The organism is Prevotella sp. oral taxon 299 str. F0039 (assembly GCF_000163055.2).
In the GTDB taxonomy this organism is placed as follows: domain Bacteria; phylum Bacteroidota; class Bacteroidia; order Bacteroidales; family Bacteroidaceae; genus Prevotella.
Genome location: NC_022111.1, coordinates 1597372 through 1619016, shown reverse-complemented (window position 1 = coordinate 1619016; position 21645 = coordinate 1597372). Strand labels below are relative to the sequence as shown.

At 37.4% G+C, this 21645-nt stretch carries 17 protein-coding genes and 1 tRNA gene; 11 read left to right on the top strand and 7 right to left on the bottom strand.

The features are described 5' to 3' along the window. Positions 1-5: 5 nt before the first annotated feature. Entirely contained in the window at positions 6-1052 is a 1047-nt protein-coding gene (locus HMPREF0669_RS09295; protein WP_009228280.1) for a DUF4831 family protein, read from the top strand. A gap of 112 nt (positions 1053-1164) precedes the next feature. Here HMPREF0669_RS09295 and HMPREF0669_RS09290 read toward each other — a convergent pair whose 3' ends face one another. Together HMPREF0669_RS09290 and HMPREF0669_RS09285 are read right to left on the bottom strand one after the other, a co-directional pair. Continuing rightward, on the bottom strand, positions 1165-1368 hold the full coding sequence (locus tag HMPREF0669_RS09290) for a hypothetical protein (RefSeq protein ID WP_009228279.1): 204 nt from the start codon (positions 1366-1368) through the stop codon (positions 1165-1167). A 180-nt stretch (positions 1369-1548) separates the two neighbouring features. Continuing rightward, positions 1549-2730, bottom strand: a complete 1182-nt coding sequence (locus HMPREF0669_RS09285) for a phosphoribosylaminoimidazolecarboxamide formyltransferase (RefSeq protein WP_009228278.1) — start codon at positions 2728-2730, stop codon at positions 1549-1551. Positions 2731-2973: 243 nt separating this feature from the next. Between HMPREF0669_RS09285 and HMPREF0669_RS09280 the strand changes: the two genes are divergently transcribed. Beyond that, positions 2974-3291, top strand: a complete 318-nt coding sequence (locus HMPREF0669_RS09280; RefSeq protein ID WP_009228277.1) for a hypothetical protein — start codon at positions 2974-2976, stop codon at positions 3289-3291. A 204-nt stretch (positions 3292-3495) separates the two neighbouring features. Here HMPREF0669_RS09280 and rplS read toward each other — a convergent pair whose 3' ends face one another. Together rplS and HMPREF0669_RS09270 are read right to left on the bottom strand one after the other, a co-directional pair. Next, a complete protein-coding gene (gene rplS / locus HMPREF0669_RS09275) occupies positions 3496-3855 on the bottom strand; it encodes a 50S ribosomal protein L19 (RefSeq protein WP_009228276.1) in 360 nt (119 codons plus the stop codon). Positions 3856-4706: 851 nt separating this feature from the next. Then, positions 4707-4779: transfer RNA gene (locus tag HMPREF0669_RS09270), tRNA-Pro, on the bottom strand. Between the two features lie 185 nt (positions 4780-4964). Here HMPREF0669_RS09270 and HMPREF0669_RS09265 point away from each other — a divergent pair. From HMPREF0669_RS09265 to tsaE, 6 genes are read left to right on the top strand one after another with little or no spacing between them, the layout of a single operon-like run. Then, complete coding sequence (locus HMPREF0669_RS09265) at positions 4965-6263, top strand: 3-phosphoshikimate 1-carboxyvinyltransferase (protein ID WP_009228275.1); 1299 nt, start codon at positions 4965-4967, stop codon at positions 6261-6263. A 1-nt stretch (position 6264) separates the two neighbouring features. After that, positions 6265-6657 carry a hypothetical protein gene (locus HMPREF0669_RS09260; RefSeq protein WP_009228274.1) on the top strand — a complete coding sequence of 131 codons (393 nt, stop codon included), beginning with the start codon at positions 6265-6267 and terminating at the stop codon, positions 6655-6657. Next, entirely contained in the window at positions 6658-7467 is an 810-nt protein-coding gene (locus HMPREF0669_RS09255) for a metal ABC transporter permease (RefSeq protein ID WP_009228273.1), read from the top strand. A gap of 59 nt (positions 7468-7526) precedes the next feature. Continuing rightward, a complete protein-coding gene (locus tag HMPREF0669_RS09250; protein ID WP_051148203.1) occupies positions 7527-10832 on the top strand; it encodes a hypothetical protein in 3306 nt (1101 codons plus the stop codon). A 3-nt stretch (positions 10833-10835) separates the two neighbouring features. Then, positions 10836-12389: a bifunctional response regulator/alkaline phosphatase family protein gene (locus HMPREF0669_RS09245; RefSeq protein WP_009228271.1), complete on the top strand. Its 1554-nt coding sequence runs from the start codon at positions 10836-10838 to the stop codon at positions 12387-12389. 22 nt (positions 12390-12411) lie between these two features. After that, positions 12412-12825 (top strand): tRNA (adenosine(37)-N6)-threonylcarbamoyltransferase complex ATPase subunit type 1 TsaE, encoded by a 414-nt coding sequence (gene tsaE, locus HMPREF0669_RS09240; protein WP_009228270.1) that lies wholly within the window; start codon positions 12412-12414, stop codon positions 12823-12825. 122 nt (positions 12826-12947) lie between these two features. Here tsaE and HMPREF0669_RS09235 read toward each other — a convergent pair whose 3' ends face one another. The 3 genes from HMPREF0669_RS09235 to HMPREF0669_RS09225 form a co-directional block, all read right to left on the bottom strand. Next, positions 12948-14087, bottom strand: coding sequence for a zinc-dependent metalloproteinase lipoprotein (locus HMPREF0669_RS09235; RefSeq protein ID WP_156860580.1), 1140 nt, complete (start codon positions 14085-14087; stop codon positions 12948-12950). 286 nt (positions 14088-14373) lie between these two features. Next, positions 14374-15384 (bottom strand): class II fructose-bisphosphate aldolase, encoded by a 1011-nt coding sequence (locus HMPREF0669_RS09230; RefSeq protein WP_009228268.1) that lies wholly within the window; start codon positions 15382-15384, stop codon positions 14374-14376. A 175-nt stretch (positions 15385-15559) separates the two neighbouring features. Beyond that, complete coding sequence (locus tag HMPREF0669_RS09225; protein ID WP_009228267.1) at positions 15560-16792, bottom strand: sugar MFS transporter; 1233 nt, start codon at positions 16790-16792, stop codon at positions 15560-15562. A 441-nt stretch (positions 16793-17233) separates the two neighbouring features. On the opposite strand from HMPREF0669_RS09225, the gene HMPREF0669_RS09220 reads away from it, so the two are divergent. The 3 genes from HMPREF0669_RS09220 to HMPREF0669_RS09210 all read left to right on the top strand — a co-directional run bounded on the left by HMPREF0669_RS09220 (position 17234) and on the right by HMPREF0669_RS09210 (position 21452). Beyond that, the gene (locus HMPREF0669_RS09220) at positions 17234-17635 is read left to right on the top strand and encodes a CidA/LrgA family protein (RefSeq protein WP_009228266.1); all 402 of its coding nucleotides are present in this window, start codon (positions 17234-17236) and stop codon (positions 17633-17635) included. A 2-nt stretch (positions 17636-17637) separates the two neighbouring features. Beyond that, entirely contained in the window at positions 17638-18336 is a 699-nt protein-coding gene (locus HMPREF0669_RS09215) for an LrgB family protein (RefSeq protein ID WP_009228265.1), read from the top strand. 146 nt (positions 18337-18482) lie between these two features. After that, on the top strand, positions 18483-21452 hold the full coding sequence (locus HMPREF0669_RS09210; protein WP_009228264.1) for a PEP/pyruvate-binding domain-containing protein: 2970 nt from the start codon (positions 18483-18485) through the stop codon (positions 21450-21452). The last annotated feature ends 193 nt before the right edge of the window (positions 21453-21645 follow it).

Below are 21645 nucleotides of genomic sequence, written 5' to 3'. Positions count from 1 at the left end.
TTTTCATGAAAAAAGGACTATTTATTCTCTTCCTTTCTATAATGGCTCTTTGCGCAAATTCGCAAACAACTGCAAACAATGGAATATCTTATTTCTTACCAAAAACGCAGATGAAGTTGGCGATTTTAGTTGAAAAGACGACTTATACTCCTGGAGAATACGCTCAATATGCAGAGATTTATTTAAAGAAGAAAGCGGACTTAGAGCCTAAAACTTCATATAAAATAGTGGGATTGGATATGTATCTCACTGCAATACCAGACTCTTCTAAGCGTTATACCCTTGCAATTGACCGCAAACACAGTATTGTTGACTTGAAATTGGAACAAAACGGTGTGATAACTGCAATCAACGGACAAGCTCAAAGCATTGATCCTTTCAAGCAATTTACCCCTGCTTTAAAGCCAAAGGCCATCGATCCAAGAGACTTTCTCAGTCAAGATGCACTCAACGCAGATAGCAAATGGAAAACTGCAGAATTGATTACACAAGACATTTACGAAGTAAGAGAGAGTAAAGACATGCTTTCTAAGGGTGAAGCAGACTACATGCCAAAGGACGGAGAGCAACTAAAACTGATGCTCAACCAACTTGATTTGAAAGAAAAAGGATTAAGAGAACTATTCGAAGGTAAAACGGTTTGCGACACAACTCAATTCTTTATCACCTTTACACCAGAGAAAGAACAACAACGTTCCGTTGCCTTTAGATTCTCAAAGCATTTTGGTTTATGTGCTGCAGACGATCTTAGCGGTGAACCTTGCTATGCTGTTATTACCGATCTAAATAGTATTCCTGCTATTGACCCTAATGCTTTGCCTGATAAAAAGCAAAAAGACGATACAGGATTATACGTTAATCAACCTGGAAAGATTAAGGTTTCGTTCGAAGGAGAGCCTATAAACAAACAGTCATTTGAATTCTATGCAGCTCAATTTGGACGTATTGAAATGCTCAATAGCTCACTCTTCGGTAAGAAGTTTATAACCCACATCACTCTAAATTCAATCAATGGAGCAATTGAACATTTAACAATTGAGCCTTTAGATTAATACCCTTTATTCGTAAATTATAAATTATAGTTTTCACCTTTATTATATATAAGGGAGCGAAAACAAAATATAAGAAAATTAAAGAAGCGTTGAAAAGGAAACAACTCCTAATTCAACGCTTCTTTTGTGTTTTGCGATTGGCTCTTTGTTGGCGGTATTTTGCTTTTTGTTTTGCCGACCCACTGCCATGAGCACCAGTGATATACTGTTTTTTCTTCGCTTTAGTTTTTACCTTTCCATTATCCTTATCGCCTCCAGCTGATGTCTTTTTAAAAACCATTCCACCACCTGATATAATCTCATCTATATCTGCCATAATCTCAGTTTAATTTTATTTATACTATAATTGCGCAAGTCTTCTTTTCTGAACCCACCTAAAACAAGAAAAGAACATCAACTTGCAGAACGCAAATATAATGTCCTTTCTCTTGCAAAACGATATCTTTTACATCTCTGCAAGATGACATTTCATTTGCAAAGATACGAAAATTATTTATTAATGATGGAATAAACGAATGCCAGTGAATGCCATTGCGATATTATACTTATCGCAAGTGTCAATAACATTATCGTCTCTCACCGATCCACCAGCTTGTGCAATGAACTCAACTCCACTCTTATGAGCACGTTCGATATTATCTCCAAATGGGAAGAAAGCATCACTTCCTAAAGCCACCTTATTGTTCTTTGCTATCCATTCTTTCTTTTCTTCACGAGAAAGAGGTTCAGGTTGTTCTGTAAAGAATTGTTGCCAAGCACCTTCTTTCAATACATCTTCAGCATCTTCACTGATATAAATATCGATAGTGTTATCTCTGTCGGCACGTCCAATACCTGCTTTGAAAGGCAAGTTCATCACTTTTGGATGTTGACGCAACCACCAAATATCTGCCTTACTACCAGCAAGACGAGTACAGTGAATACGACTTTGTTGTCCTGCACCAATACCAATGGCTTGTCCGTCCTTTACATAACAAACCGAATTACTTTGAGTATATTTTAAGGTAATCAATGCAATCATCAAGTCTCTCTTCGCTTCTTCACTAAAATTCTTGTTCTTTGTAGGAATATTAGCGAATAATTCTTCTCCATTTAGCTGAATTTCGTTTCTACCTTGCTCGAAAGTAACACCATACACCATTTTTGTTTCAAGCTCAACAGGCTTATAAGTTGCATCAATTTCAATAACATTATAAGTACCTTTGCGCTTTTCTTGCAAAATAGCCAATGCTTCTGGAGTATATCCAGGTGCAATAACGCCATCGCTCACTTCTCTTTTAATAATCAAAGCAGTAGCTTCATCGCACACATCACTAAGTGCAATGAAATCACCATAAGAGCTCATACGGTCGGCTCCACGTGCTCTTGCATAAGCACAAGCCAACGGAGAGAGTTCAACTTTTAAGTCATCAACAAAATAAACCTTTTTAAGTATGTCATTAAGAGGCAATCCCACTGCTGCACCTGCAGGCGAAACGTGTTTAAAAGAGGCTGCTGCAGGTAGTCCTGTCGCTTCTTTTAGCTCCTTAACCAACTGCCAACTGTTCAATGCATCCAATAGATTTATATAACCAGGACGTCCATTTAATACATTTATAGGCAACTCTCCTTCTTGCATATAAATGCGAGAAGGCTTTTGATTTGGATTACATCCATACTTTAAAGCTAATTCTTTCATTGTTCATTTATTTTGAATAATTATATTTTTATATTCTCGTTATTTTTTATTTCCTCAATCCTTGTTTTGCAAGTACACCAAATTAAGCTTTTTGCAGTAAAATAATTGTATTGGTTATATTGTGCTATTAAGTATTTTTCAATACCTTTGCATGTAGAATTTTCAGCGATTAACCCTATTGTTTCAATAAAACAGAGCAATACAAATACAGGCATTTAATATCGATATTATTTACATAACGCAATGAAACATGATTTATCTATACTCAGGAAGGTAATTGAAAAGAGTTTAGGAAAAACGATTTCTGCCACAACAGACATGGAAAAGGTTGTTCTTTCATTCTCAAAACACCAAATAACACTCAGTGGTAAGATCCTAAAGCAATTATGGCAGCACATTAAAGGTACCGAGAAGTTATCAGAAGATACACTCAACAAGCTTGCACTTCTTGCAGGTTTCCAAAACTGGAACGATTTCCAAAAGGCCTTACATGGTGAAACCGATGCTGAAATTAACTACGAAGATCACATTGAACACCACACTCCTCCGTCGAAAGACTAATTCTTTTGTTTCGTGCAACCACCTTTTTATCTTTTAGAAGAATGATTGTTGCATTTCGATAAAAATATTATCCAACCTCCACTCAATTGCTATTACCTCTGCCAACATACATATCTGTATACAATATAAGTAAATGCAAGAGAGTTTTTACAAAGATTATAGGAAACAAAAATGCAGCACTCATCTGAATGCTGCATTTTTATTTTACTCTCCAATTAGAGTTCTTCTTTCTTTAATACGTGCCTTCTTACCTGTTAGTTTACGTAGGTAGTACAATTTAGCACGACGAACTTTACCACGTTTGTTCACTTCAATGCTTTCGATGTTTGGTGATTCTAATGGGAAGATACGCTCTACACCAATAGTTCCAGACATCTTACGAACTGTGAAACGTTTTTTGTCACCGTGTCCGCAGATTTTAATAACAACACCACGATAACGTTGGATACGTTCTTTTGTACCCTCGACGATTTTGTAAGCGACAGTAACTGTATCACCCGCTCTAAACTCAGGAGCTTGAATGCCACTTGCAAATGCTTCCTCAGCAATTTTAATTAAATCCATATTTGTTTGTTAATTAAATTTGTTTGTCGTTCCAATGTAACATAACGAGCAACACTTCTTCTCGCCAGCGATTACACCGAAAAGCGTTGCAAAGGTACAATTTAAATCCAAATACAGCAAAGATATCTATCTGTTTTTATGTTTCAAGCAGATTTTTAATTATATACAAAAGGTGAAACGAGAGCATTTTATGACTTTCACATCACACTTTTAACGATTTAAATTTAACCTTTATTTAGAATAAAAGCTACATCATTTATTTTCTATTCTAAGTTGAAATTCTTTCAAAAACCATCTTTTTAGAAGCCTATTTGAATATAATTTTAAACAACTCTACCCCACTTTCATCTCAAAAGAATTGCTTTTACTTTCCCAAAGAGATTTATCCTTTAGTTTTTCATCTTACAGAATAGACTAAAAGCTGTGATATTACAGTGCAAACGCAATGTTTTCGTGATATAAAGACAGTGCTTTTACATTTTATTTTCTATGATTTTTCCACCTAAAAGCTACGACTTAACACACCTTTTACTATCTAATTCTCATAAAATGAACATTATTTTATCTATATACCTCATAATGATTTAAAACAAGGAGAGAAATATTAAGGAGAGAGCATCAAGGCTAAAACAATCCATTCTTATCAACATCAAATTAAATTATATTAACTTCAATTCTCTCATTTGGTGTTAATTCTTCCTTAGCAGGCATCCTATTTGTAAACAATTCGCATTTCTTTTATTTCAATTAGGATTAGCATTAAAGTGTAGCAAATAAACTATCGAGATACAAATTCTTGAGAATAAAAAAAGGAAAGATGCAAATCATCTTTCCTTTCGTTATAAATTGAGTCGGGATTACTGGACTCGAACCAGCGACCTCGCGCCCCCCAGACGTGTGCGCTACCAACTGCGCTAAATCCCGAGCAATTGTTTTGCAAAGTTATACAAATTGTTTTAATCACCCAAATATATAACTCTGTTTTTAATGAAAAAGTTAATTCATAAAGTTTTATCATCTCTCTTGCATTATATTAATGTATAATTTGTACCTTTGTGTAAGTCTAAAGGCATTCAAAGCCCAATAAATAGCAACAGACATATACCCAAATGAGCAACATACAACAGCACATCAAACAACACGATGCTACATACAACATATCAATACAGCCGCCCACAAGTTTAAGTGGAAATGTAGAAATACCCACATCGAAGAGCATTGCCAACAGAAGTATTGTGATAGATGCCCTCTCGAACAACACTTCTACCTTCCAAGGAGCTGCCAATTGCGACGACGTTGCGGTGATGTTGAATGGTATAAAAGGGGAAACCTGCGAATTAGACATTATGGCTTCGGGTACTGCAATGCGCTTTTTAACGGCTTATTGGAGTATTCAACCCAACTCTACCCACATCTTAACGGGTACTGAACGAATGAAACAACGCCCCATAAAAGTACTTGTTGACTCACTTCGAACGCTTGGTGCCGATATAGAATACATGGAAAAAGAGGGTTATCCGCCACTCAAAATAAATGGAAAGTCACTCGAAGGAGGAATGATTACAATGCCTGCCGATGTCAGTTCGCAATATGTTTCGGCACTATTGATGATTGCTCCGCTCTTTACAAAGGGTTTAACACTAACATTAAAAGGCACAATTGCATCTCGATCATATATTGATTTAACAATAGACATCATGACAAAATATGGTGCGAAGGTGCATTGGACCGATGTTGATACGATTAAAGTGGAACCAAAGAGATATGAAGCCACTCAAAGAATGATTGAAAACGATTGGACATCGGCTTCGTATTGGTATCTACATCTTGCCCTTTCTGATTGCCAAGAAGCTCAAATCACAATGCAAGGTCTTAGCGAATCATCGAAACAAGGTGACTCTGTGGTGCGTTATCTCTTCTCTTTGCTGGGCATAAAGACTGCCTTTATAAAAGAAACCACAAACAATAACACAACAAAGATGGTACTTTCAAAAGACAAGATGAAGGTTTCGATGTTGCACTACGACTTTATCAATGCGCCAGACTTAGCTCAAACGATGGTTGTTGCATGTGTTGCGATGGGCATTTCCTTTCGTTTTACAGGCTTATCAACATTAAAAATAAAGGAAACAAACAGAATAGCAGCACTTCAATCGGAGCTTCTTAAACTGGGATTTGTGGTAAACAACGATAAAAGCGACGAACTTTCATGGAACGGAGAACGATGTGCTGTGACCTCAACTGATATTAATACGTTCGAAGATCACCGCATGGCACTCGCCTTTTCGGCTTTAACTTATTTGTTTCCCAATATCACTATCAACGCAGCCAATGTGGTTTCGAAGTCTTATCCGCACTTTTGGAGCGAATTAGAAGCATTGGGCTATCTGTTAAATATAAAATCATAATATGCTTATATTAATTTTATCTCTTGTTGTATTGGGCTGTTTTGCTGCCCTTTTAGGACTTATCTCTCATAAAAAAGCGGGCAAAGACGATGTTATTCTCGAAGGTTCTGGTTCGTGTTCGACATGCAATGGAGAAGACGAACACTGCATTCACGACTGCATATTGGAGGCAGCTGTGAAGGAAGTGGAATACTTTGACGATGAAGAACTAGACGCTTTTATTAGCAGAGAAAGCGATAGTTACACTGAAAAAGAAATTGAACAGTTTCGTGAAATACTTTATACTATGAATCAAAAGGAGGTTGCCGACTGGAATAGAAGCTTGACTATACGGGGCATTAATATTCCTAATGATTTGAAAGACGAAATGATAATGATGATAGAAAACAACTAAATGGATATTTTAAACTATTCTTTCTTTCAACATGCACTCATCGGAAGCTTGCTCGCAAGTATCCTTTGTGGAATTATTGGTACCTATATTGTAACCCGAAGACTGGTTTTTATAAGTGGAGGAATTACGCATGCATCTTTCGGGGGCATTGGTATTGGGGTGTTCTTGGGCATCAATCCCATTCTATCTGCAATGGTATTCTCTATCATGAGTGCTTGTGGCGTGCAATGGTTGTCTACTAAAGGAAACATAAGAGAAGACTCTGCAATTGCTATGTTTTGGACTCTTGGAATGAGCATCGGTATTATTTGCAGTTTCTTAACGCCTGGTTTTATGCCCGATTTGCCTTCGTTCTTATTCGGAAGTATCCTTACTATTGGTATTCCCGACCTTATTTTGCTTGGCTCTTTATGCTTTATCACCACCATTTTGTTTGTGTTTTTCTATCAAACAATCATCTGTGTAGCTTTCGATCCCATTTTTGCTAAGTCGCAACGATTGCCTGTTCAAACAATTGAATACATTCTTATGATTCTCATTGCCATGGCTATTGTTTCTACATTGCGCATGGTTGGAATTGTATTGGCAATGAGCTTGCTCACCATTCCACAAATGACTGCGAACTTATTTACCTACAATTTCAAGCGAATGATTTATTTAAGTATTGCATTTGGCTGGTTAGATTGCTTACTAGGTCTTAGCATTAGCTATTGGTTTAACGTGCCTTCAGGTGCTTCTATCATCTTTATTAGTATTGTGATATATGCTTTAAGCAAAGCATTCAAAACCATTCTGCAACGTACTCACTAATATTAAACAGCGCATTGAACGACGTGAAACAATTGAAAGCCATATCAGTTCCATTGATAATGTTGATAGTTCTACTAACAACAATGGCTTGTTCATCGCATAAAAACACTGCTAGTAGCCGATGGTGGCAAGGTTTTAACACCCGATATAATGTTTATTATAATGGTAAACTGGCATATATAGATGGTGCTTTGGAGAAAGAAAAGTCGAATAAGGATAACTTTACAGAGCTTATTCCACTCTATACAGTTGCCAATAAACAATCGAAAAGTCTCGGAAGTGGTAGTTTTGATCGAGCAATAGAAAAGTCTAAGAAGGCAATTAAGTTGCATAGCATCAATAAAAGACCAGAATGGACGAAACAAAGACGCAAAACCGAGAAAGATGTAGAATGGCTTAGTCGCAAAGAATATAACCCATTCATTTGGAAAGTATGGTTACTTATGGGACGTTCTCAATTCCATAAGGGCGAATTTGATGAGGCATCGGCAACCTTTTCGTATATGAGTAGACTATATAAGACGCAACCTGCCATCTACGGAAGGGCTCGTGCGTGGCTCGCGAAATGCTATATTGAACAAGGATGGCTATACGATGCAGAAGATGTTATCCGCAATATGCAACGTGACTCCATTCATTGGAGAGCGCAAAAGGAATGGAACTACACTTTAGCAGATTACTATATCCATACAAAAGACTATCAAAAGGCGGTGGTTTATCTTCGCAAAGTGATTCAACAAGAGATGAGAAAAAAGCAGAAAGCACGTGAATGGTTTCTCATGGGACAGCTTCAAGAACTATTAGGGAATAACAATGAGGCTTATAAAGCATATCAACACGTTGTTCGTTTGAATCCTCCTTATGAAACAGAGTTCAATGCTCGCATCGCAATGACAGAGGTATTGGCTGATCAACAATCAGCTAAAATGGCTGGAAAGCTAAGAAGAATGGCTCTTTCTGATAAGAATAAGGATTATAAAGACCGCATTTATTACGCATTAGGAAATATCTATCTACTTCAAAAAGACTCATTAAAAGCTATCGGTTCGTATGAAAAAGGACGAAAAGAGAGCACCCGTAATGGTGTTGAAAAAGGCGTATTACTACTTAAACTCGGTGATATCTACTGGAATAAGGAGCTATACGACAAAGCAAAGACATGCTATGGAGAGGCTATTGGCTTGATAGATAAGGAGCGAGAGGACTATTCTGAGCTATCGAAAAAGTCGACAATATTGGATAAATTGGTTCCTTTTACCAACGAAATTGCCCTTCAAGACTCGCTACAAGCATTGGCTTTAATGCCTGAAAGTGATCGTAATGCTGCCATTGATCGTGTTATTACGGCTCGAAAGAAGAAGGAAAAGGAAGAAAGAAGCAAGGAACAAGAAGACAATGCACGCAACATTCAAAGAGAAAATGGGGGCTTTGACGTAGACGATGGACGTGATATCATTAGCAATAACAATGCTAATGACTCTAAACAATGGTATTTCTACAACCAACAAGTGGTGAATCAGGGTAAAGCTGCATTCGAAAAGCTTTGGGGAAGACGTGAGAATACCGACAACTGGCAACGAAGTAACAAAACTGTTGTGGGCACAAACACCAACAAACAGAATGCAGTTGGCCAAGAAAACAACGACACTACAGACGTTATTGATATGGACTCGCCTACTGATTCGGTTCCTAATATGAGCGATTCGAGCGACCCTCACAAGCGAAGTTACTATCTTGCGCAAATTCCTTTCACGCCAGAACAACTCAAAGAAAGCAACGATAAGCTAAGCAACGCATTGTATCAGTCGGCTGTTATCTTTAAAGATGAATTGGATAACCTACGTTTAAGCGAACGCAACTTTATGCGTTTAGAGAACCAATTCCCCGGAAATAGCCACGAGGCAGAGGCGTATTATCATTTATACCTATTGTATTCACGAAACAAAAATACGGCTAAAGCCAACCATTATCTTGCTCTTCTGAAGGATAAATATCCTAAAAACGAGCTAACAAGCATCTTAACCGACCCCTATTTCGTGCAAGATGCGCAAAATGGAAAACACTTTGAAGACTCATTATATGCCGAGACATACGAGGCTTTCAAAGCTAACGACATCTATAAGGTTAGAAACAATCTTGCAATATCAAGCAAACGTTTCCCTAAAGGTGCCAATAGAGATAAGTTTTTGTTTATCGGTGCGCTCGGAAAGTTAAACAATGGAGAGCCTAAAGAGTGCTTAGAAGACTTGGAAAACATTGTTACCAACTTCCCAAATAGTAAACTCAACCACCTTGCAGGCAATATTATTAATGGTGTAAAAGCAGGTAGAAAGCTTCAAGGAGGTAAGTTCGATATGTCTAAAATGTGGAGTCAAAGAAGCGAAGTGTTGAACAACACCGACTCAACCACAGTGCAATCGTTTACCAACGACACCAACATTCCATTCATGGTATTGATGGTTTACAACCCAGACTCTATCGATAAGAACAAGCTTTTATATACTATTGCGAAATACAACTTCACGGGTTTCCCTGTAAGAAGTTTCGACATCGACACCCAAAGCTCACCTAATGGCGAGGAAATGCAGATTGGAGGCTTCAACAACTTCGACGAAGCGTTGCTCTATGCCCGTAAAATTAGACAACAAAGGGATATCATTCGTTTGCTCAGTAAGGCGCACATATATGTCATCAGCAATAAAAATGCAGAACTACTCCATAGCGGTTTGGGTTATGAAGCATACGAAAAGTTCTATAATAAGCACTTCTCTACTGCAAAACTACCACCAATTACGTTACTCAACGAGCCAAGTTCTATCACAATCGCCAAGGAATTAGACAATAACAAAACCGAAGAAGCACCCAAAGAAAGCGTTGATAATGGCGCAACTGTCATTCCTTTAGAACCCGAACTGGTTGCTCCTAAGACCGAAACAATTATTCCTTTGGAAGAAATAAAAGAGCAAACGCCTCTGCAAGGCAATCAACAAGGCTCTACAACTGTGATTATTGAAGACGAAAAGCCTCAACCAAAGGCATCGACAAGCAATGACACGAAGAAAGAAACAAAGGCTACTCCTGCCCCAACAACAAAGGGGAAACAGCATCAAAATACTGCAACTAAGCAGCCAACCGCAACAAAACCAACTACAAAGGCACCCCAACAGCAACCTAAAAAGTTGCCTGCAAAAGAGGAAACCACCACTACTCGCACTGGAATTTACTTTGGGGATGGTTTTGGCGAGCCTGCTTCTAAAACTCCAACTCAAAACAAACAGGAGAAGAAAGACTCGCAAAAGAAAGACGAAAAGAAAACAAAACGTTTTGATTTAGAAGATGATTATTATGAACTTGAAGGTTTTTAAGCTATGAATAATGGACTACTTTTATGGATTGATGATGAGATTGAGCTTTTAAAAGCGCATGTCTTATTCTTAAAACAAAAAGGATATGAGGTGATAACTGTTAGCAATGGCTTCGATGGAATTGAGCAATGCAAACAACATTCCTTTGACCTTATCTTGTTAGATGAGATGATGCCTGGTATAACTGGATTGGAAACGCTTCAGCAAATAAAAGAGATTACCCCTTCAACACCTGTTGTTATGCTCACAAAGAGCGAAGAAGAAGATATCATGAACCAAGCAATTGGCTCTAAAATTGCCGATTATCTCATCAAACCTGTTCATCCAAACCAAATTATTCTATCGTTAAAAAAGAACATACATCGCAAAGAAATTGAGACAGAAGTAACGCAAATGAATTATCAGCAGAGCTTTCTCGACATCTCAACTCAAATCAGTAACTGTTCAAACTATAACGATTGGATCGATGTTTACAAGCGTTTGGTACGCTGGGAGCTTGATTTAAGCAACACAAACAGCGCAATGAGCGAGATGCTAAGCATGCAAAAAGAAGAGGCTAACAACGGATTCACTAAGTATGTAAAGGCAAATTATATTGGTTGGGTGAACGGAAAGGATTCAAATAAGCCTTTGATGAGCCCTGAAATATTCAAAACTAAGCTCTTTCCTCTTATTGATAAAGGAGACAAAGTCTTCCTACTTATATTAGACAACCTGCGTTTTGACCAGTGGAAGGCACTCTATAACGATATTGCTTTGCTATATGATATCGACGAAGATCTTTACATGAGCATTCTACCCACAGCCACTCAATATGCCCGAAACGCTATTTTTAGCGGATTAATGCCTATGAACATTGCCAAAATGTTCCCGCATTTATGGGTAGAAGAAGATGAAGACGAGGGCAAGAACCAACACGAAGAGGAGCTGATTGCAACACAAATTGAACGTTATAGAAGGCATGATACTTTCTCATACTTTAAGGCTAACGACTCAATGGTGTTGGAAAAGTATCTCGAAAACATTCGTTCTCTTGAAAAAAATAATTTTAATGTATTGGTAATTAACTTCATTGATATCCTCTCGCATGCAAGAACAGAATCGAAGATGGTGCGTGAATTGGCATCAGATGAGCAAGCTTATCGAAGCTTAACCTTAAGTTGGTTCAAGCATTCTGCAGTGAGTGAGCTACTAAAACAATTGGCAGAAAAAGACTATAAGATTATTATCACAACCGACCATGGTAGTATTCGTGCCAATAAACCTATCAAAATCATCGGTAAAAAGAATATCAATAGCAACTTACGATATAAATTTGGCAATACACTTGCCTATAATCAGAAAGAAGTTTTTTGCATAAAAGATCCACAAAAGGCACTTCTTCCATCACCAAACATCAGTACTGAATATGTATTTGCAACGGGAGATGGTTTCTTTGCCTATCCAAACAACTTCAATCACTATGTGTCTTATTATAAAAACACATTCCAACATGGTGGCATCAGCATGGAGGAAATGTTGATTCCGCTCATCACTTTAACTCCAAAGAATAAATAACCATTACACAACAACAATAAAAATGAAAATAAAAATCAATAGTATCGCAGACATTAAAACTGCTGCACAAGAATTTATTAACAACATAAATGGTAGCACTGTTTTTGCTTTTTATGGCTCAATGGGTGCAGGAAAAACCACATTTATTAAGGCTGTATGTGAGTGTTTAGGCGTAGATGACGTCATTACCTCGCCTACTTTCGCCATTGTTAACGAATATCATGCCGACAACGAGACGAAGGTGATATACCACTTCGATTTCTATCGCATTAAAAAGTTAGAGGAAGTGTACGACATGGGCTATGAAGATTATTTCTATAGCAATTCGCTTTGCTTTATTGAATGGCCCGAATTGATTGAAGAATTGTTGCCTGCTAACGCTAAAAAGGTTACTATCACCACCTTAGAAGACGGCACAAGAGAAATTGAAATGTAATTTTTCACCTTATTATATATAAGGGTTTAATAATAAAAGAATGAGCCTTTGATTTTCAAAGACTCATTCTTTTGTTTTTATAGCTATCGCAATAGTCTGTCGAAAGCAGTCTACCAACCACCTTAGCGAGGGCATTTTGAAATGCGAATAGGCAAGTCGAGCACTTTATCGGGTGCGATACTACGAGTGTTTGTCGTTTTCTTTGGACCTGGAATAAGTGGACTATAATAGAGCACTTGGCGCATTCTATATTGCTGATTGGGTGTAAATGCGTAAGAATAGCAATAAGCATAATCCATAATATTGGTGGCTTCATAAACCTTTCCTGAACAATCTGTACGTTGAAAAATCTCATGTACATTCTCATATGTCAAATGTTTTGACAATTCCTGTAAATCTCTTTCATATTGCTTTTTATTATACGAAGGGGTGTCTTGGCAATAATCGCTATCAAAACATTGATCTACTACTCCATTCTTGCTATCTTCTGCAAACACATGAAACAAGCCTAAGTAGTGTCCAAGTTCGTGTGCAAGGGTCACAACAACATCTTCTTCCTTATAACCTCTAAAGGTTTTCTCTTTCAAACCTGAACTGTAACGAGCCGAAAGCGTATTGATATACTTTGCATTGATTGATACCGACAAGGGGAAAGCGATGTTTTTCTTTGTCATCTTTCCACTGGCAACTTGCTCAAGTCCTTGTAATGTGGCGTTTTCTTTGGTTTTATAAGGCATGTGACTAATACCTAACACCTCGGCCTCGTTATCATCATCATCGAAAAGATACACGAAAACATTGATATATTTATTTGGATCCCAAAGGTATTTGGTGTATTTATTGCTGTTGTTGGTCATGAAATCTTCGCAGTTAATGGGGTATTTCTCGTCCCATTTATCATACACCACGCCTTGTGTTGTCATCTTCTTGCCCTCCTCATCTTCTGTTGCAGTAACAAACTTTACACGAATATTGACACTGGGTCCATAAATTCCACCTGCATAAAGTTCATTTACATAAAAAAGAAGTCGGCGCAAATCGACGTCGTTTGGAATGTATTCTTGCTTTGTTGTGCTGTTCGAAAGCACATGAAACACCACAGGCAACTCGTATAATGTGTTGTCGTTGATTTCTTTTGGAGCTTCTTTTTCTTCCTTTTTCAGTGTTTTACCATTATCAAAAGGCTCTTTATCACAAGCCATAAGCGCAACAATGGCAAACAAACAGCAGAGTATTTTTGTTATCGTTATATTCTTATTCATAAACATAATGCTAACTTTTTCTTTTTACCTGATATCTTTCAAGAGCAACAAAAATACGCTTTATTTTTTATCTTCAAGAATATTTACTCTGAATTTATTGCTTTTGTTAGAATATTCTCCCCTCTTCTCTTTTCAATAGCATTGAATTTTGTACTCAATAGCATTACTTTTTGATAGAAATAGCATTGAATTTATCACGCAAGTTCTATCCTTTTAATATAAAAATAGGCGATAGCTCGCAATGAGTTATCGCCTATTGAATATTAAATCGAAATAAATTATCTTATTAGTCGATTTGAGCTAGCTTGAAATCAGAACCAAGAACGTTCTTAACTTTGTGCTCATAAAGCTCTGTCATCAAGTCACGTGCAGGTCCACAATACTTACGTGGGTCGAATTCTCCTGGTTTTTCAGCAAATACTTTACGTACAGCAGCAGTGAAAGCAAGACGAGAGTCAGAGTCGATGTTAATCTTACATACTGCACTCTTAGCTGCTTTACGAAGTTGTTCTTCAGGAATACCAACTGCATCAGGTAACTTACCGCCGTTCTCATTGATAATTTTTACATACTCTTGAGGTACAGATGAAGAACCATGTAGTACGATTGGGAATCCTGGAAGTTTCTCCATAATAGCATCAAGGATATCGAATGCCAATGGTGGTGGAACCAAAAGACCAGTCTTTGGATCACGAGTACATTGCTCTGGAGTGAACTTATAAGCACCATGTGATGTACCAATAGAGATCGCAAGTGAATCAACTCCTGTCTTAGTAACGAAGTCTATTACTTCTTCAGGGTGTGTATAGTGTGACTCTGCTGCAACAACATCATCCTCAACACCAGCTAATACGCCTAATTCACCTTCAACAGTTACATCAAATTGGTGTGCATATTCTACAACTTTCTTTGTTAATGCAACGTTTTCATCGTAAGGTAAGTGTGAACCATCGATCATTACAGATGAGAAACCATAATCAATACAGCTCTTACATGTTTCAAATGTATCTCCATGATCTAAGTGGAGAGCAATCTCTGGATGTTTGTTTCCAAGTTCTTTTGCATATTCAACAGCTCCTTGAGCCATGTAACGAAGAAGTGTTTCGTTAGCATAAGCACGAGCACCTTTTGACACTTGTAGGATAACAGGTGACTTTAAATCAGATGTTGCCTTAATAATTGCTTGCAACTGTTCCATGTTATTGAAGTTGAAAGCAGGAATAGCGTAACCGCCATTGATAGCTCTTTTAAACATCTCACGAGTGTTTACAAGACCTAAAGATTTGTAATCTACCATATTCTTAATTATTTTTAATGAATAGTTTATATTTATCTTAGTGTTGCAAAGTTAACATTTTAATTCTTTCCTAACAAAGAATAATATTGTTTTTTATATATTTCTTTTCATAAAAAAAGCCCTTTTGCGTTTTATTTTACACAAGATAACTCTGTTTTAGTATTTATTCAAGCTCTTATTTTTTATTAAGAAAAAATGAATAACATGCCACTATGCAAAACCCAATCAATGGTAGTATAAAAGGAATGGTATGATTTGTATGATCTGCAAGATAACCCATGAGCAAAAAACCGCATCCTCCTATTGGTGTCATCATTAACAACGACGACGCTCTTTTGGTTAAACCACCTAAGTTTTGCAATGCAAGAGAGAAGATAGTGGGGAACATTATTGCCTCAAAAAGATATATTCCAAGCAATGCAACCATTGATGTTATATTTTGATTAAGCAGAACAACCAAACAACAAATAGCAGATCCAACTCCACAAAGAGCCAAAACACGCTTGGGATATATGCGTTTCATAATGTAACTACCCAAGAAACGACCCACCATAAAAAAGCCTAAAGCAAGCGTTAGCAACAATGAAGCTGTGCTATCGCTCATCCAGTTCATTCCTGTTACAAAGTTAATAAAATAACTATTGATTGAGATTTCGGCTATTTCGTAAGCTAACAAAGCTGTTAAACCAAAGGTAAACGACTTGAATTTAAAGAGTTGAGTTAGTGATTTACCCAAACTTTCGTTATGTAGATTATCATTATGAGGTATTTCGGGAAGCTCAACACGAGAGAATAAGAATGCAATTAAAAGCACAATTATGCCTAAAATGACATAAGGAACAAACACATCGCCGACTCTCGATACTACTTCTGCATGTGAAAAGCTTGTTTCTCGAAAGAAGAAAAGTCCCACGATTGATGTTGCAAACAAGCTGCCTAAGCCATTAAACGATTGAGATAGATTCAATCTACTTGTGGCTGTTTGAGGCGAACCCAATTCGGTTACATATGGATTGGCTGCTGTTTCGAGGAAAGTTAAGCCACAACCTATAATGAAAAGAGCAAGAAGAAAAACATTAAAGCCACCTACATACACTCCAGGAATAAAGGTAAATGCCCCAATGGCAAAGAGAATGAGCCCTAGAACTACACCCTTTCGATATCCAAATCTACTAATAAACAATCCCGAAGGAATTGCCATGAGGAAATATCCCAAATAAGTTGTAACCTGAATTAATGCCGATTGGGTGATAGTGATGCCTAATTCGTTCTGCAAATGCTTGTTTAATACATCTAATATGGCACGTGCAAAGCCCCATAAAAAGAACAAAACTGTAATCATTACGAATGGTATGACATACTTTTGTTCGGTGAGTTTGTATTGTTTTTTATCACTAGTCGTATTCATTAATATATAGCTTCGTTGTTCTTTTCATTGCGATTATTTTGCCACCATTCTCTTTTTGAAAACAAAAAAAACAATACATAAATAATCGTTTGTATTCATTCTCCTTGTTTCTCTTTAGTCAACAGAATGTAAAATTGCGTTGCAAAGATACATTTTATAGATAAAACAATACGAAATGAATACAAATAACATTATTCTTTTACATCATTACTCCCTTAAATCTCTCGTTTTCCATTTTTTATTACCATCAAACTTGATTCAAAACAAAGAAAAGAACTACATCAAAAGAATTAACCTTACTATTTTGAAGTTCATGAAAAATAAGTTGTACACAAAACTTTTTAATTGTAACTTTGCACATGATAGGTATCAAAGACCTATCGAATAAGAATAAATAACACAAAAGATAACATTAAATAAAAGGGTAACACCTTTATAATTATGGCACGACAATTCTTTATTATCTTTGGTTGCTTAGCCATAGGCGAGTTTATTGTTTGGCTAACGGGCATCAAACTGCCTTCGAGTATCATTGGAATGCTTGCGCTAACAGCCCTCTTAAAGTTCAATATCGTAGAACTTTCGTGGGTTCAAAAACTATCAGAATTTTTGATATCTAACCTTGGTTTCTTCTTTGTTCCACCAGGAGTAGCTATCATGTTGTATTTAGATTTAATTCAAAAAGAATTTATTCCAATTATCATGGCAACGGTTATCAGTACCATTAGTGTACTTATTGCCACCGGACAAGCCCATCAATTGGTGATAAAAATAGAAAGAATAATTATTAAAAATAAAATTCTTCAGACTAGAAAACAAAGAAGAAGCAAAAAAGAAGAATAGTTATGGCAAGTTTCTTTTCTAACCAATATATTATATTAGCACTCACCTTTGGTGCGTTTTTTTGCGCTCGTCGTTTACAACAACGCACTGGCTGGATTTTACTTAATCCTATTTTCGTTGCCATTGTTGTAATTATTTGCTATTTAAAGATAACCAAAGTTCCTTTTTCTGTATATCGAGAGAATGCCCAACTCATTGAGTTTTGGCTCAAACCTGCCGTTGTTGCTCTTGGGGTTCCTTTGTATATGCAATTTAAAGCCATACAACGTTTGTGGTTTCCACTTATGGTAGCCCAGTTTATTGGCACCTGTGTGGGAGTGGTTAGTGCTGTTCTTGTGGCGAAAATCTTTGGTGCATCAAAGCTTGTTGTTATCTCTATGGCAGCCAAATCGGTAACAACTCCTATCGCAATGGAGGTCACTACATCTATAGGAGGTATCCCTGCACTTACCGCTGCCGTTGTTGTTATCACTGGAATACTAGGTGCTATAATGGGATTTAAGACGCTTTACTATGGTCATGTCAATAGTCCTATCGCTCAAGGCTTATCAATGGGCTCGGCAACTCACGCTGTAGGAGCCTCAACTGCCATGATTCACAGTCCTAAATATGGTGCTTTTGCCAGCTTAGGAATCATTCTTAATGGTATTTTCACATCGTTATTAGCTCCCACCTTATTACGACTAATGGGTCTTTTATAATCCTTTGAAAATGAATTAGATAGCTTTTATATAACAAAAGCTATCATTTTACATCGTAATAACTATCCTTTTACACAGCAATAGCTATCCTTTTACGGGGAAAAAACTATCTTATTACAATCTAAAAGCATAACCATCAAAAAACAATGACTAATCAACCGCAACACCAATGGAGCAAATTTTATCTTAAAGATGTGACCTTTGCCAACTTAATGATGCGACGCATCTATAACGTTTTGATTGTGGCTAACCCCTATGATGCCTTTATGCTTGAAGATGATGGGCGCATTGAAGAGAAGATATACAATGAGTATATGGAGCTTGGAATGCGCTATCCGCCTACATTTACGCAGGTGAGTACTATAGAAGAGGCTGAAGATATATTGGAAAAAACCAATATAGACCTTGTTATTTGTATGCCTGGTAATGCCGACAACGATGCTTTCGACGTGGCAAGAGCCATTAAATGCAAGTTCACAACTATCCCATGTGTTGTGTTAACGCCCTTTTCTCACGGTATAACAAAGCGTATGCAGAACGAAGATTTAAGTATTTTCGATTATGTTTTCTGCTGGTTAGGCAACACAAACCTCATTCTTTCAATCATAAAACTGATTGAAGACAAGATGAATATCGAACAAGACATTGCAGAAGCAGGTGTTCAAATGATTCTACTTGTCGAAGACTCTATTCGCTTCTACTCGTCTATTCTCCCCCATTTATATAGTTTCATTCTAGCACAAAGTAAGCGTTTATCTACCGAAGCGTTAAATCGTCATGCTGCAATTCTACGCCAGCGTGGTCGCCCAAAAGTGGTTTTGGCTCGTACTTATGAAGAGGCAATTGCTTTATACAATAAATATCGTGATAATACTCTTGGTGTTATTAGCGATGCACGCTTTCCTTTTAAGGGCGAAAAAGACCCAGAAGCAGGCTTAAAGCTGTTAACTGAGATTAGGAAATACGACGAATATATACCGCTTATCATGCAAAGTGCAGAGTCGGAGAATAGAGAAAAGGCAGAGAAAGCTGGATTCCGATTCGTAGATAAGAACTCTAAAAAGATGAGTTTAGACCTCCGTCACCTCATGGAAGAGCACATGGGATTTGGCGATTTCATCTTTCGTGACCCAAAAACACGAAAGGAAATTATGCGAATTGGTACGCTAAAGGAACTTCAAGATAATATCTTCACCATTCCAAACGACTCTATGCACTACCATATATCACGCAATCACATGAGTCGTTGGCTATGTGCTAGAGCCATATTTCCTGTATCTGCATTCTTAAAAGACATCACTTGGCATAAATTACAAGATGTTGATACGCACCGACAGATTATCTTTGACGCCATAGTTCAATATCGCCACATGAAGAATATCGGTGTTGTGGCTGTCTTCGACCGCTATAAATTCGACCAATATGCACACTTTGCACGCATTGGAGAGGGTTCTTTGGGCGGAAAAGGCAGAGGTCTTGCATTCTTAGACAATATCATTAAAACCAATACTGAGTTCGAACAATGGCAAGGAGTGAGTGTACAAATACCCAAAACGCTGGTACTTTGTACTGATATCTTCGACCAATTTATGGAGAAGAACAATCTTTACCACATTGCATTAAGCAATATTTCGGACGAAGAGATATTGAATCACTTCTTAAAAGCGGAGCTTCCACAACAGTTAAGAGAAGACTTTATCACTTTCTTTAAAGCCACTAACACCCCAATAGCCATTCGTTCGTCATCGCTTTTGGAAGATGCTCACTACCAACCATTCGCTGGTATATACTCAACTTACATGATTCCGCATCTCAACAATCAAGAGTTGATGCTCAATATGCTCGAATCTGCCATTAAAGGGGTGTATGCTTCGGTGTATTATAAGGACTCAAAGGCTTATATGACGGCTACAAGTAATGTGATAGACCAAGAGAAAATGGCTGTGATTCTGCAAGAAGTGGTGGGCAAAACCTACGACCACTACTTCTATCCAACCATTAGTGGGGTGTTAAGATCTATCAACTACTACCCCATTGGCAACGAAATGGCAGAAGAAGGCATTGCTTCTTTGGCATTAGGATTGGGTAAATACATTGTAGATGGAGGCTTAACGCTTCGTGTTTCGCCACATCATCCACACCAAGTGCTACAAACAAGTGAAACAGAAATAGCTCTTCGAGAAACGCAAACACGCTTTAATGCACTCGATCTTAATGATATTGATTTGTTATTTAAGGTAGACGATGGTTTTAATATCAAGAATTTGCGGGTGAAAGAGGCTGAAAACCATGGTTCTTTAACCTATATTTCATCTACATACGATGCCTACGACCAAATCATTCGTGAAGGTTTTTACCCACAAGGGCGTAAGATTATCTCTTTTACAGGCGTGCTTCAACAAGGCGTTTTCCCACTTCCTGAGTTGCTACAAATTGCTCAACGCTGTGGAGCAGATGCGATGAAACGACCCATTGAAATTGAGTTTGCCTGCAACATCAACGAAGATAGAACGGGAAGTTTATATCTATTGCAAATAAGACCCATTGTGGATAGCAAGCAAATGTTAAGCGAAGACGTAACAAAAATAGACGATTCGCAATGTGTTTTACGCTCACACAACTCGTTAGGACACGGCATTATCAATGATATCACAGATATTGTGTATGTTAAAACAGACGATTCTTTCACTGCCGCCAATAACTATTACGTTGCAAACGACATTGAACGATTGAACAAAAGCTTTGCAGATGAGAACAAAAACTATATTCTTATAGGACCAGGACGATGGGGTTCGAGCGATCATTGGTTGGGAATACCAGTTAAATGGCCTCATATTAGCGCAGCAAAGCTCATTATTGAGACCTCACTTACGAATTATCGCATCGAACCTAGTCAGGGAACGCACTTCTTTCAAAACCTAACTAGTTTTGGAGTAGGCTACTTTACGATTGATGAAAACAGCAAACAAGGATTCATTCAACAACAAATTCTCGACGAAATGCCTGCTGTTGAAGAGACTAAATATGTGCGACATGTACGTTTTCCACATCCTCTTAGAATAGTAATGGACGGAAAATGTCAGGAAGGTGCAGTGCTTTTTCCTTTAATCAGCTAAGTGCTAACACCCTAAACAAAAAGAAAGAACATGGCAATCAAATAACTTCTACGTTGCAAATTCTCAACAACAATATTATAATTTTATAACATTCTCTTATTAACTTCACCATAGTTAATAAGGGAATTTTGCATTTTATTGTGCAATAATTACCCTACATTCTGTAAATTTGCAATACGAAACCCTAAAGCTA